The sequence below is a fragment of the Falsihalocynthiibacter sp. S25ZX9 genome, from assembly GCF_041205405.1.
GTDB classification, from domain to species: domain Bacteria; phylum Pseudomonadota; class Alphaproteobacteria; order Rhodobacterales; family Rhodobacteraceae; genus Falsihalocynthiibacter; species Falsihalocynthiibacter arcticus.
Genome location: NZ_JBGFCD010000002.1, coordinates 345,771 through 360,127, shown reverse-complemented (window position 1 = coordinate 360,127; position 14,357 = coordinate 345,771). Strand labels below are relative to the sequence as shown.

Annotated in this window: 11 protein-coding genes; 10 read left to right on the top strand and 1 reads right to left on the bottom strand. The window is 54.6% G+C overall.

The window, feature by feature from the left end:
- Nucleotides 1-158 precede the first annotated feature (158 nt).
- Nucleotides 159-2,522 (top strand): ATP-dependent helicase, encoded by a 2,364-nt coding sequence (locus AB9F29_RS03800; RefSeq protein WP_369754646.1) that lies wholly within the window; start codon nt 159-161, stop codon nt 2,520-2,522.
- A gap of 436 nt (nt 2,523-2,958) precedes the next feature.
- Here AB9F29_RS03800 and AB9F29_RS03795 read toward each other — a convergent pair whose 3' ends face one another.
- Nucleotides 2,959-3,171 (bottom strand): DUF1127 domain-containing protein, encoded by a 213-nt coding sequence (locus tag AB9F29_RS03795; RefSeq protein WP_335585859.1) that lies wholly within the window; start codon nt 3,169-3,171, stop codon nt 2,959-2,961.
- 255 nt (nt 3,172-3,426) lie between these two features.
- Here AB9F29_RS03795 and AB9F29_RS03790 point away from each other — a divergent pair, with 255 nt between their 5' ends.
- From AB9F29_RS03790 to murD, 9 genes are all read left to right on the top strand, one after another.
- Complete coding sequence (locus AB9F29_RS03790; RefSeq protein ID WP_369754645.1) at nt 3,427-4,500, top strand: P-loop NTPase; 1,074 nt, start codon at nt 3,427-3,429, stop codon at nt 4,498-4,500.
- 623 nt (nt 4,501-5,123) lie between these two features.
- Nucleotides 5,124-5,624: a division/cell wall cluster transcriptional repressor MraZ gene (gene mraZ, locus AB9F29_RS03785; RefSeq protein WP_062628378.1), complete on the top strand. Its 501-nt coding sequence runs from the start codon at nt 5,124-5,126 to the stop codon at nt 5,622-5,624.
- Between the two features lie 3 nt (nt 5,625-5,627).
- Nucleotides 5,628-6,620, top strand: a complete 993-nt coding sequence (rsmH, locus tag AB9F29_RS03780) for a 16S rRNA (cytosine(1402)-N(4))-methyltransferase RsmH (RefSeq protein ID WP_369754644.1) — start codon at nt 5,628-5,630, stop codon at nt 6,618-6,620.
- On the top strand, nt 6,620-6,982 hold the full coding sequence (locus AB9F29_RS03775) for a cell division protein FtsL (protein ID WP_335585862.1): 363 nt from the start codon (nt 6,620-6,622) through the stop codon (nt 6,980-6,982). Before rsmH ends, AB9F29_RS03775 begins: the two co-directional genes overlap by 1 nt.
- Entirely contained in the window at nt 6,979-8,763 is a 1,785-nt protein-coding gene (locus AB9F29_RS03770; protein WP_335585863.1) for a penicillin-binding protein 2, read from the top strand. Before AB9F29_RS03775 ends, AB9F29_RS03770 begins: the two co-directional genes overlap by 4 nt.
- A 48-nt stretch (nt 8,764-8,811) precedes the next feature.
- On the top strand, nt 8,812-10,302 hold the full coding sequence (locus AB9F29_RS03765; RefSeq protein WP_369754643.1) for a UDP-N-acetylmuramoyl-L-alanyl-D-glutamate--2,6-diaminopimelate ligase: 1,491 nt from the start codon (nt 8,812-8,814) through the stop codon (nt 10,300-10,302).
- Nucleotides 10,299-11,726, top strand: coding sequence for a UDP-N-acetylmuramoyl-tripeptide--D-alanyl-D-alanine ligase (murF, locus tag AB9F29_RS03760; protein ID WP_369754642.1), 1,428 nt, complete (start codon nt 10,299-10,301; stop codon nt 11,724-11,726). Before AB9F29_RS03765 ends, murF begins: the two co-directional genes overlap by 4 nt.
- Nucleotides 11,727-11,737: 11 nt before the next feature.
- Nucleotides 11,738-12,820 carry a phospho-N-acetylmuramoyl-pentapeptide-transferase gene (gene mraY / locus AB9F29_RS03755; protein ID WP_039001319.1) on the top strand — a complete coding sequence of 361 codons (1,083 nt, stop codon included), beginning with the start codon at nt 11,738-11,740 and terminating at the stop codon, nt 12,818-12,820.
- A gap of 126 nt (nt 12,821-12,946) precedes the next feature.
- Nucleotides 12,947-14,341: a UDP-N-acetylmuramoyl-L-alanine--D-glutamate ligase gene (gene murD, locus AB9F29_RS03750; protein ID WP_369754641.1), complete on the top strand. Its 1,395-nt coding sequence runs from the start codon at nt 12,947-12,949 to the stop codon at nt 14,339-14,341.
- Nucleotides 14,342-14,357 lie beyond the last annotated feature (16 nt).

The following is a 14,357-nucleotide window of genomic DNA, read 5'->3' as shown; positions in this document are numbered from 1 at the left end:
CCTACTTTTCGAATCCACTCCGGAGCCTCCCTTGTGGATAGCAGGCGATGATCCGCGCTAGTTTTTAGGTGCCGCTATCAAATGCATCCCAAAATTCACTTGGAACATATTGAGAACACCCTCTTTTCCTTTGCAACAAAAACGGCTAGATTGCCCGCATGAGCAGTTTTGATGAAAATGACGCCTTTGAGGCCGCATCCCGTCCGTCCCTCGCCGCCCGCGCCATGGCGGCGCGGCCCGCACCCTATTTGGATGAGCTAAATCCCGCACAGCGCGAAGCCGTCGAGACAATGGATGGCCCCGTTTTGATGCTCGCGGGGGCAGGGACGGGCAAAACCAAAGCCTTGACCAGCCGGATCGTTCATCTTCTCAATACGGGCCGCGCACGTCCGAACGAGATTTTGGCGGTAACCTTTACCAACAAAGCCGCTCGCGAGATGAAATTGCGGGTTGGTCGGATGTTGGGGCAAACCATCGAGGGGATGCCGTGGCTTGGGACGTTCCACTCTGTTTGTGTGAAGCTTTTGCGCCGTCACGCTGAACTTGTTGGTCTCAAAAGCAATTTTACGATCCTTGATACCGATGATCAAATCCGACTTTTGAAACAGTTACTTACCGCCGAAAAGATTGACGATAAGCGTTGGCCTGCGCGGCAACTCGCGGGCATCATTGACGGCTGGAAAAATCGCGCGTGGACCCCAAAGCAGGTATCAAGTGCTGAAGCGGGGGCGTTTGACGGTAAGGGAATTGAGCTTTACGCCCAGTATCAAACGCGCCTGCGCGAGTTGAATGCTTGCGATTTTGGCGATCTTTTGATGCATGTGGTGACGATTTTTCAAAAGCATTCGGATATTTTGGAACAGTACCAGCGGTGGTTCAAATACATCCTTGTGGACGAATACCAAGACACGAACGTCGCTCAGTATTTGTGGCTGCGGCTGTTGGCCAGTGGACATAAAAACATATGTTGCGTTGGGGATGACGACCAATCGATTTACGGTTGGCGTGGCGCTGAAGTCGGCAATATCCTGCGGTTTGAGCAAGACTTCCCCGGCGCGCATGTGGTGCGCCTTGAGCAAAATTATCGCAGTACGCCCCATATTCTGGCGGCGGCTTCTAGAGTTATTTCCGGCAATGCTGGACGGCTTGGAAAAGAGCTGTGGACGGATTTGCCAGATGGCGAAAAAGTGCGACTGATCGGTCATTGGGATGGCGAAGAAGAGGCACGTTGGATAGGTGAGGAGCTTGAATCCCTTCAGCGTGGGCGTCGGACGGAAAAGGGGCAAAGCCTTGAGACTATGGCGATTTTGGTGCGCGCCAGCCACCAGATGCGCGCCTTTGAGGATCGCTTTCTGACCATTGGATTGCCATACCGCGTTATCGGCGGACCGCGGTTTTATGAACGGCTCGAAATTCGCGATGCGATGGCATATTTCCGTGTTGTTACCAGTCCAGACGACGATCTCGCGTTTGAACGCATCGTCAACACACCCAAACGCGGGTTGGGAAATGTGGCGCAGCAGAAAATCCAGCTTTGCGCGCGCAAACACGTGGTATCTTTGCTCGAAGGGGCAAAGCATTTGTTGGCGGAAAACGGCATCGGCGGCAAGGGCGGCACAGAGCTGCGCAAGCTTGTCGAAGGTTTTGATCGCTGGATCGCTGAGGCAAGGTCGGAACGCCTATCGCACATGGAATTGGCCGAGATCATTTTGGATGAAAGCGGCTACACAGGCCATTGGCAGAATGATAAAACACCCGAAGGCCCCGGTCGGCTTGAGAACCTGAAAGAACTGGTCAAGGCCTTGGAACAGTTCGAAAATCTTCAAGGTTTTCTGGAGCATGTGTCCCTTATTATGGACAACGAAAATGAAGAGTCCGAGGAAAAAGTCACGATTATGACCCTGCACGGGGCCAAGGGGCTTGAGTTTCCGAACGTATTTTTACCGGGTTGGGAAGATGGGTTATTCCCGAGCCAAAGATCGATGGATGAAAGCGGTGTAAAGGGTGAAGAGGAAGAACGACGTCTAGCCTATGTGGGCATCACCCGCGCCGAGCGACTATGCACGATTTCATTCGCGGCCAATCGGCGGGTCTATGGCCAGTGGCAGAATGCCTTGCCGAGTCGGTTTATTGATGAATTGCCTGAGGAGCACGTTGATGTCCTCACACCACCGGGTCTTTATGGCGGCGGCTACGGAGCGGCGGCAGGCGGGGCGCCGCAAATGGAGGCTCGTGCAACCAAGGCAGATGCCTATAATTCTCCCGGATGGAAGCGGATGCAGGCGCGCGCGAACGAACGTCCCACTGGTAATCCCCGCTCAAGCCGGCATCTGACGATTGACGCGTCGGCGATCAGCTCCTTCACCGAAGGGGAGCGCGTTTTCAATCAGAAATACGGATACGGGGTGATTGTCGAAGTCGACAACGACAAGCTAGGGATTTCCTTTGACAAGGCGGGAGACAAGAAGGTCTTGGCCAGCTTTGTCGTGCCCGCGGATAAGGCCGGAGACGTGCCCTTTTAAGTTGTAAGTTTTGGTTGTTTTGTGAAGCTGGGCCCTGTGATGGGGCGCCAGATTTTTTTGTGTCTGGAAGGGGAATTCTGGACATAAAAAAACGGCGATGTTCGGGAGGAGGTGAACATCGCCGTCTTATGTGTGCGCCTCGCCAAGCCTCTGGGAGGAGGAGAGTGGGTCGGCGCAGGTTACGTCGGATCTCAGGGAGGAGGAGAGAGATCCTTCGCAATAGTAGAGGCCGAAGCCCCGTGTATGCGACCTCTAGCACTTGGGAGGAGGATAAGTGCCTAAGGTCTATTGCGTCCGACCCAGGGAGGAGGAGAGGGTCATCAGCCGTTCGTTTTGGAGCTTCGCTCCGTGTAGGTGCGGCGACATCTGGGAGGAGGTAGATGTCACCGCTCTTTGCTCAGACCTAGGGAGGAGGAGAAGGTCTGATTAAGAATTCTTAGTTATACGCCGCTTCGATTGCGATACGTTTGATCATGGAACGGTGCATGCCCAAGTCGGCAAGGTCACGGTTCGAAAGAGCGTTCAGCTCGTTGAAAGTTGTGCGGTACACGTTGTAACGTTCGAACTTTTCGACCAACCCTTTATAGGCTGCGATGATACGGTCTTGAATGCCAGCTTCTGCGGCGCGGATGTCTGTAGCGAATGCCATTTGCATATCTCACTTTAATTTTCTGCTGCGCCGGATTGCGCTAACATGAGATCAATTTAGGGGCTGTGCTGCAGATGCACAATCCGGCTTGTCGTCAATGCTGCTATGCAGAAAATGCATAAGTAAGGCTGCCCTAAATTTAGGCCGATTTTCCGTCATTCGCCTTTAATTTAAGGTCTAAATTAACGCGAACTCTTGTGTTTAGGGGGAAAGCGGAACAATGCTCCCGCGTCGAAGTTCATAAGGAGTCGTTACATGGCTGTTACAAAACAAGAGATTCTTGAGGTTTTAGCGCGAATCAAAACAAGCGATGGTGCGAATCTAATTGCGCGGGATTTGGTGCGGGCCTTGGATGTCGACGGCGGGGCGGTGAAATTCGTGATCGAGGCGGCTTCTGCAGATGAGGCACGTATGCTGACCCAATCGCGCGATGAAGCCGAAGCTGCGGTGAAGGCGATGCCGGGGGTTCAATCTGTTTCTGTTGTTTTAACAGCCCATGGCCCAGCCGCCAAAAAGGCCGCGCCACCAGATTTAAAAATTGGACGTCATCCAACGCCGCAGGCTGGTCCAACGAAACCTTCGGGTGTTGCGCGTATTTTGGCCGTGGGGTCAGGGAAGGGCGGTGTGGGGAAGTCGACGGTATCGTCAAACCTTGCGGTAGCGCTTGCGAAACAGGGACGTCGGGTTGGCCTGTTGGATGCGGATATATATGGTCCGAGCCAGCCACGAATGATGGGCGTGAGTAAACGCCCCGCGTCGCCAGATGGCAAAACGATCATTCCTCTACAGGCGCATGGCGTCACGATGATGTCGATTGGCTTGATGGTAGACCCCGAAAAGGCAGTCATTTGGCGCGGTCCTATGTTAATGGGCGCGTTGCAGCAAATGCTGGGACAGGTTGAATGGGGTGAACTCGATGTTTTGATCGTCGATTTGCCGCCGGGAACGGGGGATGTGCAACTGACCCTGTGCCAGAAATCGGACCTCACGGGCGCGATTGTTGTCTCGACCCCACAAGACGTGGCGATGTTGGATGCGAAAAAAGCGCTCAATATGTTTGAACAGCTCGGCACACCGGTTCTGGGGTTGATTGAAAACATGAGCACCTTCATTTGCCCAAACTGCGATCATGAGACCCAGTTATTCGGGCATGGTGGCGTTGAGGCCGAGGCTAAAAAGTTGGACCTGCCGTTCCTTGGAGCCTTGCCGCTGGATATTGATGTGCGTCTCGCAGGAGATAACGGGACGCCGATTGCACTTGGGGACGGACCTATGGCGCAGGCCTATGCAAATATTGCCAAGCGTCTTGTTGATGGCGGAATGGCGTAGCACCTAAGCCCCAAAGAGTGATGACTGCGGAGCGTCCATGGGAAACCATGGGCGTTTTTCTTATTCACGGGATGGATAAAGGGCGAATCGCCGAATTTTATGAAGTGTTTACCGTAGATTTGCGCGAGGTTGAGGGCTTTAGGGCCCATATTTGGTAAATTTATGGGAATTCATGGTCTTTTTTGCATTTTTCTTATTTGCACTATATGTGGTGTTTTTATCTCCCATATTGCACCATGGGTGCCAAGAATCGAAACTCCCAGTCTAATTTGTACACTTTTTGTTCTCTCCTTCGGAGGCGCGTGTTGCGGAAGTGCCATAAAAAACACTTGATTCCCATGATTTCCCATGTCATTCCTAGTATCAAGATGAGGACGGGATCAGGGGCAGATTAAGAACCCCAAACAAAAAGAACCAAATAGGTTTCATACAGGCGCCCGCCATTCATCATAATTGAGATCCGGCGCGCGAGCGAGCAGACATCCCCCCAGGTGGCGCGCGCAGCTGGACATCCCGGCAACGGGACACGGACGGCGGATTGAACAGTGGCAGCTCGTTCAATCCGCCGTTTTCCATTCAAGGGGTCGATGACCCCCCCAAGATCACAAGGAGCCGCGGGGACAGTGGCGAGAACATTTAGAGGCGAAAGCAACCATAAGGTTGATGCGAAGGGTCGGGTGTCTATTCCCGCTCTTTTTCGCCGTGTTCTTGAGGGCGCTGATCCAGAGTGGCGCGAAGGTCTTCAGCCGCGTGTCGTCATTGTTTACGGTGATGAGAAACGCAAGCAGCTCGAATGTTTTCCCCAAGAAGCCATTGATGAGGTCGACGCTTTGATAGCAAAGCTCCCCCGTGGTTCCAGTAAGCGCAAAGCCTTGCAGCGTCTTTATAGTGCGCAGGCGCATCCAACAACCGTGGATGAAACGGGGCGCCTCGTTTTGCCCGCTAAATTGCGCAACAAGATCGGCCTCGACGGAGAGGCTTACTTTATCGGTAATGGCGATACGTTCGAAATTTGGACGCCCGATGCCTACGACGCTTCCATGTCCGAAGGGCTGGATGGAGATGATGATTTTGATCCGGATGTTGATCCGAGCGTCTATTTAGACGCGCTGGGAGAGGGCTAACCAATGACCGCTGCCACGGACCAAAAAAAACCTCACACTCCTGTTTTGCTGCGTCCCTTATTAAAGGCTGTTGCGCCTGTTTCTGGTGCTTGGCTTGATGGAACGTTCGGCGCGGGTGGTTATACGCGCGGATTGCTTGAGGCGGGTGCGGATGTTGTTTACGGCGTAGATCGCGATCCGGCCGTGTTTGAAATGGCCAAGGATTGGGCTGAGCCCTACGGTGATCGGCTGAAGCTGGTCGAAGGGACATTTGGCCAAATGGATGACTATGCCTCGGGTCTCGATGGCGTGGTTTTGGATCTTGGTGTCAGCTCAATGCAACTCGATCAGGCTGAGCGCGGATTTTCGTTCATGCGCGACGGGCCGCTTGACATGCGCATGAGTCAATCGGGCGTTTCTGCTGCCGATTTGGTCAATGGCTGCAGTGAAGCAGAGCTTGCGGATATTTTGTTTCAATACGGCGAAGAGCGGGCAAGCTGGCGTATCGCGAAGGCAATCGTTGCTGCGCGCGAGGTTGAGCCTTTTACCACGACACTTGCGTTGGCCAGTTTGATTGAGAAGGTACTGGGTCGCGGGAAACCGGGGCAAAGCCATCCCGCGACACGCAGTTTCCAAGCGATCCGCATCGCGGTTAATGACGAATTTGGGCAATTGATTGAAGGGCTTGAGGCTGCCGAACGGGCGCTTAAATCGGGTGGGAAACTTGCAGTAGTAACGTTTCACTCGCTTGAAGATCGTATCGCCAAGAAGTTCTTGCAAGCACGCTCAGGCGGCGGCGGGAACGCCAATCGCTATGCACCTGCCGACGTTGAGATGCAGCCAGCGTTTAAATTGACTCCCCGCAAAGCTATCGGGCCCGACACCGAAGAATTGTTGGAAAATCCACGGTCACGGAGTGCGATTTTGCGCGTTGCAACACGAACAGATGCCCCCGCGGAAGGGGCAGGGCGCGCCGGATTGGGCTTGCCGAAACTCGTCACACAGGGGCGAAATTAATGCGTTCTATGTTTATTGCCATAACAGCCTTATTTGTTTTGGGACTTGCGTTTTGGGCATATAATGAAAATTATAAAACTCAAACGACCCTCAAAGAAATGGCAAACGTTCAAACTGAGATCGGGTTAAAACGCGAGCATCTGGCAATTTTGCAAGCCGAATGGGCCTATCAGAACCGCCCGATGCGCTTGCGCCAACTTGCCGAGATTAATTTCGACAGTCTTGGCCTTTTGCCGCTGCTCCCCGAGCAATTTGGCCACGTCGATCAAATTGATTACGACGTCGAGATGTTTGTAAAAGGGTTCCCTGTTTTTGAGGGCGGCATCGAAGTTTCCTCCCCAATCGACGGGGAAGATCAATGATCCGCACACCACTTCGTCCCCTTGCTCGCATCTTGGAGGCGCGTGCCAAAGGGGAAAATCCTGACCAAATCGAGCGTGAAAATATTCGCCGCCGTCATGAAGATATGCGAGACAAGGCGCGCAACCGTGCCGAGGGGCGCTTGCTTGTTTTAGGCGCGTTCTTTGTCATCGCGTTTGCGACCGTTGGCGTGCGGATGGGGCACTTAAGTGCTACAGATCCTGTTGAACCTCGCGGTTCGACTACGGGCGTTGGCATTACGGCCCAACGCGCGAATATCGTGGATCGCGAAGGGCGCATCCTTGCCACGAATATCTCTACCTATTCGCTCTATGCCAATCCGCAAATCATTGTAGACAAAGAACGGGTGGCCAAGGAATTGGTCGGCATTTTTCCAGAACTTAAAGAAGAGCGGTTGATCAAGGATTTCACAGGAAAGCGGAAGTTCTTGTGGATTCGTAAACGGTTATCACCTGAGCAAATGCAAGCGGTCCATGAAATTGGCGACCCTGGCCTTGAGTTTGGTCCGCGCGAAATGCGCTTATATCCTAACGGTCAATTGGCGGCGCATATCCTTGGCGGTGCCAGTTTTGGTCGCGAAGGGGTGCGGTCTGCGGAAGTCATCGGAACGGCCGGTGTCGAGAAATACTTCGACGATTATTTGCGCGATCCTGCCAACCGTGGCGCGCCACTTGAGCTGTCGATTGATCTTTCGGTTCAGGCCGCCACACGTGAAGTCCTTTATGGCGGCATGCGTTTGATGAATGCAAAAGGCGCGACGGCGGTCTTGATGGAGGCTTCGACTGGTGCCATCGTTTCGATGGTTTCCCTGCCAGATTTTGACCCCAATACACGCCCACAAGTTCTCACGGAGGGCGATGCTTCCGATAGCCCCTTGTTTAACCGTGCGGTTCAGGGCGTTTATGAATTGGGATCGACCTTCAAGATTTTCACTGTGGCACAAGCGCTCGAGACGCAGCTGGTGAACCCCAGCACACCCATCAACACAAGTGGTCCCCTAAGATGGGGGAAGTTTTCAATTCGGGATTTCCACAATTACGGCCCGACGCTTTCTGTTACGGACGTGATTGTTGAAAGCTCAAACATCGGGACCGCTCGGATTGCAATGCAAATCGGTGCCGCGCGCCAACAAGAGTTTTTGCGCTCGCTTGGGTTCTTTGATGCAACCCCCGTTGAATTGACCGAAGCGGCTGGCGCAAAGCCATTGTTGCCTCACAACTGGAGCGAATTGTCGGCGATGACCATTTCCTATGGGCATGGTTTGTCGGCCAGCCCGCTGCACCTTGCGACGGCCTATGCGAGTCTCCTCAATGGGGGAACGCGCGTTAAGCCTACTTTGTTGAAGCAAAAAACGGCTGCAGTTACGGGGCCCCGAGTTGTTTCAGTGGCGACCTCTAAGGAATCGCGCAGTATGTTGCGCCAAGTTGTGTCGCGCGGAACTGCGAGTTTTGGTGAAGTTGAAGGCTATGCGGTCGGCGGGAAAACAGGTTCGGCGGACAAGCCAAAACCACGTGGCGGCTATTATAAAGACAAAGTTATCGCGACTTTTGCGAGTGTCTTCCCTGCGCATGACCCAAAATATGTGTTGATCGTGACGCTGGACGAGCCTTCCATTTTTACAATGGGCGAGGATCGCCGCACGGCGGGTTGGACTGCTGTTCCTGTGGCGGCAGAGTTGATCACGCGCATCGCGCCCTTGTTGGGCCTGCGACCAGAGCTTGACACCGAAACACCTGTGGCGATTACTCTGACAAGCAACTAAAACCCTTAGGGGCAAGGATGCGATGATTTGGAATAACGGGGTAATGCCATGACACGAAAAGTTAAAGAAAAACGATTGGCCGACCTTGGTTTGACCGCGCGCGGCCTCGCGAATGTGCCGGTTACGGGATTAAGTGTGGATAGCCGAACTGTGGAGGAGGGCCATCTTTTTGCCGCCCTTCCGGGGGCGAAAATCCACGGTGCAACCTTCATTGAATATGCTCTGCGCATGGGGGCCACCTCGATTTTGACGGATGCTGTGGGGGCGCAGATCGCGCGCACGGTCCTAGAGAAATATGGAGTGGCGCTTGTTGTGGCGGAAGATCCGCGCATGGCGTTGTCGTTTGCCGCGGCGTTGTTTTTTAAAGGCCAGCCCGCCCATATGGTTGCGATTACAGGAACAAACGGAAAGACGTCGGTTGCGACCTTCACCCGCCAAATATGGATTGCCTTGGGGTTTCCTGCGGCGAATATCGGCACGACGGGAGTAGAAGGGGCGTTTCAAGTTCCGCTTTCTCACACCACGCCTGAGCCGATTACCCTACATCGATTACTCGCGAAAATGGCCAAAGCTGGTGTAACGCATGCCGCAATGGAGGCCTCGAGCCACGGGCTGGCCCAGCGGCGATTGGATGCGGTCCGTTTGATGGCTGCGGGTTTTACCAATTTCTCGCAGGACCATTTGGATTATCACAAGGATTTTGACGATTATTTCAATGCGAAGGCGGGTCTTTTTGAGCGGGTGCTCTTAGCTGAAGGGCGCGCTGTTATCAATATCGACAGCCCGCGTGGCCTTCAGATGGCAGAGATAGCCCGCAGTCGCGGTCAGCGCGTGTTGTCGGTTGGGCGCACTGCGGGCGCGGATATGTGTCTTGTAGGGCAACGTTTTGATGCGCAAGGTCAAGAGGTTTTGTTCACATTCGAAGGGGGCCAAAATGGCCTGCGCCTTCCATTGATTGGTGGATTTCAGGCCGAGAATGTGTTGCTTGCCGCCGGACTTGTGATTGCCTGCGGCGAGAAACCCGAACGCGTGTTTGAGGTTTTGCCAGAAATGGTCACCGTTCCCGGGCGCATGCAGCACGCGGCGACGCGCGAGAATGGCGCGACGGTTTTTGTTGATTTCGCCCATACTCCAGACGCATTGTCGACCGCACTTACGGCTTTGCGACCCCACGTGATGGGGCGAATTGTTGTGGTTTTGGGCGCGGGCGGCGATCGCGATGCCAGCAAGCGCGCCCTGATGGGGCGGGCCGCAGCACAGCACGCGGATGTTGTTTTCGTGACGGATGACAACCCACGCAGCGAAGATCCCGCCGCGATCCGCGACATGGTGATGGAGGGGTGTCCGCAAGCCTATAATGTTGGCGATCGGGCCGAAGCGATTTTACGCGCGGTGGATGCATTGGGGGCGGGGGATGCGCTGTTGATTGCTGGAAAAGGGCATGAAACGGGCCAAACGATTGGGGATGTGACATTGCCGTTTAATGACGCCGAACAAGCCAGCGTTGTCGTGGCCGCCCTTGAGGGGCGTTTGGCATGACCGCGCTTTGGACTTCACAGGATGCGCAAGCTGCAACGGGAGGCGAATCCACGCAGGAGTGGCAGGCCTCGGGGCTATCCATCGACACGCGGACCTTGCAAAAAGGCGATCTTTTTGTTGCCCTTAAAGACGTGCGCGACGGCCATGATTTCGTCGCACAAGCCCTTGAAAAGGGGGCTGCTGCCGCATTGGTCACGCATTTACCGGAGGGCGTTTCACCGGATGCGCCCCTGTTAATAGTGCCAGACGTTTTAGGCGCGCTTGAGGATTTGGCGCGTGCCGCACGGGCACGGACCGAGGCGAAAGTGATCGCCGTTACCGGATCGGTTGGCAAGACCTCAACCAAAGAAATGTTGCGCGTTGTTTTGGCACATCAGGGGCGCGTTCATGCGGCCGAAGCGAGTTACAATAATCATTGGGGCGTGCCGCTGACACTGGCGCGGATGCCGGTTGATACGGATTTTGCGATCATCGAGATCGGGATGAGCCATCCAGGTGAAATCGCGCCGCTTGCTAAAATCGCGGCGCCTAATGTGGCGATGATTACCAATGTCGCCGCTGCGCATTTGGAGGCCTTCGATGATATATCCGGAATCGCGCATGAAAAAGCGGCGATCTTTTCGGGGTTGGTTCACGGCGGGACTGCGATCATCAATGTTGACCTTGAGACCTCTAAAATCTTGTGGGACGCGACGCCAGAAAAGAAGGTAGGTTTCGGAACAGACACCAGCGCTGACTTCTTTCTTGAGGAGGTCAAGCTTTCCGATAATGTGACGGTGATTTCCGCGACGTTGAACGGCGAACCCGCCCTATTTAAACTGTCCACGGCAGGGCGGCATTTTGCGATGAATGCGGTTGGCGTTTTGGCCTGTGTGCAGGCAGTCGGCGCGGATATTGGCCTTGCGGCTTGTGATTTGGCACAGTGGCGCCCCCCTTTGGGGCGGGGTACCCGCGAGACGATTTACCTTGATCGCTATGCAGATGAAGTGAGTCTGGAGCTGATTGACGATGCCTTTAATGCCAACCCCACGTCTCTTGCGGCCGCGCTTGAAGTGCTCGCGGCGGCCAAGCCACGCAATGATGTCGGGCGCGTCCGAATTGGGCGACGTATGGCGATCCTTGGCGATATGTTGGAGTTGGGGGACGACGCAATCGAGCAGCACCGCAAAATTGCAACGCTGGAAAGTGTCGCGCAGATCGATAAAATCCACTGTGTTGGCCCGATGATGCGGGCGCTGTTTGACGAAATCCCAGACCAAAAGCGCGGCCTATGGGTCGCAACTTCGCAGGAACTCGTGGCCAAAGCCAAAGATCTCATCGACGCGGGCGATGTGATCTTGGTAAAAGGCTCAAAGGGAAGCAAAACGGCACTCGTTGTTGACGCTATCCGAAAACTGGGCCATCCAGCCCCAACACTTGAATAAGGGGCAGTTTATTGCTGTATTGGCTCACTGATTTATCGGACGGGGGGGATTTCTTTAACCTCTTTCGCTATATTTCGTTTCGCGCAGGCGGCGCATTCTTCACGGCGCTCATCTTTGGTTTTATCTTTGGTCAGCCGCTGATTAACCTGCTGCGTGCCAAACAAGGACGCGGCCAACCTATTCGCGATGACGGACCAGAATCGCATTTCGCAAAGGCAGGCACGCCAACAATGGGCGGGCTTTTGATCCTTTCTGCCTTGGTCTTTTCAACGCTCCTCTGGGCGCGCATTGATAACCCCTATGTGCTGATGATCTTGTTCGTGACACTTAGCTTTGGGGCCATTGGGTTCGCGGATGACTACGCAAAAGTGAGCAAGAATAACACCAAAGGCGTGTCTGGAAAGATCCGCATGGGGCTTGGATTATTGGTTGCTGCGATCGCGTCCTATTGGGCGTCTTGCTATCACCCTGACGGTTTGGCCTACCAACTCGCGGTTCCCGTATTCAAAGATACACTCCTGAATCTGGGAATTTTCTTTGTGCCGTTCTCGATGATCGTGATCGTTGGGGCGGCCAACGCGGTCAATTTGACGGATGGTCTCGATGGGCTGGCAATTATGCCCGTTATGATCGCAGCGGCAGCCCTTGGGGTGATCGCCTATACCGTCGGACGGGTCGATTTTACTGACTACCTTGATGTGCATTACGTGCCAGGAACCGGTGAGATACTGATATTTTCGTCGGCACTTATTGGCGGTGGTCTGGGCTTTCTTTGGTATAACGCTCCGCCAGCGGCCGTGTTTATGGGCGACACAGGGTCGCTCGCGCTTGGCGGCGCTCTAGGCGCGATTGCCGTGGCGACCAAACACGAGATCGTTTTGGCCATTGTTGGTGGTCTGTTTGTGGCCGAAGCGCTGTCAGTGATCATCCAAGTTTTGTATTTCAAGCGCACAGGGAAGCGGGTTTTCCTGATGGCGCCGATCCATCACCACTTTGAGAAAAAGGGCTGGGCCGAGCCGCAAATCGTGATCCGGTTTTGGATTATTTCGCTTGTTTTGGCGCTTATCGGACTGGCGACGCTTAAACTGCGTTAATTCGGAAGACTATTTCAATGCGGGCGTGTCCAATCATGGGCGCGCCCATTTTTGTTTCCGGTGGATTGCTAAAGTCGCTTTGACAAGGCATGAACGGGAAAAGCAACGTCGCGCAAGGAGCCTCCCATGATCCCAGTCCAAGGATATACCGACCAAAAAGTAGCCGTTCTAGGGCTTGGACGCTCAGGAATTGCAACTGCGCGCGCCTTGCGCGAAGGCGGCGCGATCCCTGTCGTTTGGGACGATAACGTCGAAGCGCGGGAGCGTGCTCAAACCGAAGGGTTTGACCCCGTTGATTTGGGTAAAACGAGCGCTTGGGAAGGCGTCGCCGCGTTGATCCTTTCGCCAGGTATTCCGCATCTCTACCCAACGCCTAACAAATATGTGTCCATGGCGTGGGACGCGGGCATTCCTGTCGATAACGATATTTCGCTGTTTTTCGCGGGGTTTGCCACGACGGAATGGGACGAATTCGTGACCATGCCGCGCGTCGTCACCGTGACGGGCAGTAACGGAAAATCCACCACCAGCGCGCTTCTTCATCACGTGTTGCAACACGTCAATCGCCCAACCCAACTTGCGGGGAATATCGGGCGCGGTGCCTTGGATGTCGATCCCGCCATTGATGGCGAGGTCGTGGTATTGGAGCTTTCTTCCTATCAAACCGACCTTGCGCGTAACCTGACGCCCGATATCGCCGTCTTCACCAATCTTTCACCGGATCACTTAGATCGCCACGGCGGGCTTGGCGGATACTTTGCCGCGAAACGACGGCTCTTTGCCGAAGGCGGTCCTGATCGCGCAGTGATCGGTGTAGATGAGGACGAGGGGCGGTATCTTGCCAATCAGCTGGCGACGGGGAAGGCGGATGATCGCGTGATCCGTGTGTCGACGAAAGCTAAATTAACGGGGCCGGGTTGGAATGTTTTTGTGCGCAAGGGGTTCCTTTCGGAGTACCGCAAAGGGCGTCAAACGGGCTCCATTGATTTGCGGGCGATTCAGGGGCTTCCCGGCGTTCATAATCATCAAAACGCCTGTGCCGCCTATGCCGTCGCGCGCTCGCTCGGACTGGCGCCCCGCGTTATTGAGGCGGCGTTCCACAGCTTTGAAGGTCTGCCGCATCGCTCCCAAACGATTGCCACCAAAAACGGCGTGCGTTTTGTGAATGACAGTAAAGCAACCAACGTCGACAGTGCCGCCTGTGCGCTGGACGCGTTTGAGAATATCCGCTGGATTTGTGGCGGCCTCGAGAAGGAAGGTGGCCTTGGCGCGCTGACATCGCATTTTGCCAACGTGAAAAAGGCCTATGTGATTGGACGCGACGCCGCCAATTTTGCGCTTGGGCTTGAAGGGCTTGAGGTCGAAATTTGCGAAACCATGGCCGTCGCCGTGGCGCGTTCTACCGCCGAAGCCCAAGAAGGGGATACGGTCCTTTTGGCACCCGCCGCTGCAAGTTTTGATCAATACGACAGTTTTGAGAAACGCGGCGATGATTTTGCCGATTGCGTTGCGGCGCTTTAAGCACTGTCGCGACACA

What these genes read in the sequence shown, in the direction of transcription:
- AB9F29_RS03800 (WP_369754646.1), top strand. Translation starts at nt 159, where the DNA reads ATGAGCAGTTTTGATGAAAATGACGCCTTTGAGGCCGCATCCCGTCCG.
- AB9F29_RS03795 (WP_335585859.1), bottom strand. Translation starts at nt 3,171, where the DNA reads ATGGCATTCGCTACAGACATCCGCGCCGCAGAAGCTGGCATTCAAGAC.
- AB9F29_RS03790 (WP_369754645.1), top strand. Translation starts at nt 3,427, where the DNA reads ATGGCTGTTACAAAACAAGAGATTCTTGAGGTTTTAGCGCGAATCAAA.
- rsmH (WP_369754644.1), top strand. Translation starts at nt 5,628, where the DNA reads ATGACCGCTGCCACGGACCAAAAAAAACCTCACACTCCTGTTTTGCTG.
- AB9F29_RS03775 (WP_335585862.1), top strand. Translation starts at nt 6,620, where the DNA reads ATGCGTTCTATGTTTATTGCCATAACAGCCTTATTTGTTTTGGGACTT.
- AB9F29_RS03770 (WP_335585863.1), top strand. Translation starts at nt 6,979, where the DNA reads ATGATCCGCACACCACTTCGTCCCCTTGCTCGCATCTTGGAGGCGCGT.
- AB9F29_RS03765 (WP_369754643.1), top strand. Translation starts at nt 8,812, where the DNA reads ATGACACGAAAAGTTAAAGAAAAACGATTGGCCGACCTTGGTTTGACC.
- murF (WP_369754642.1), top strand. Translation starts at nt 10,299, where the DNA reads ATGACCGCGCTTTGGACTTCACAGGATGCGCAAGCTGCAACGGGAGGC.
- murD (WP_369754641.1), top strand. Translation starts at nt 12,947, where the DNA reads ATGATCCCAGTCCAAGGATATACCGACCAAAAAGTAGCCGTTCTAGGG.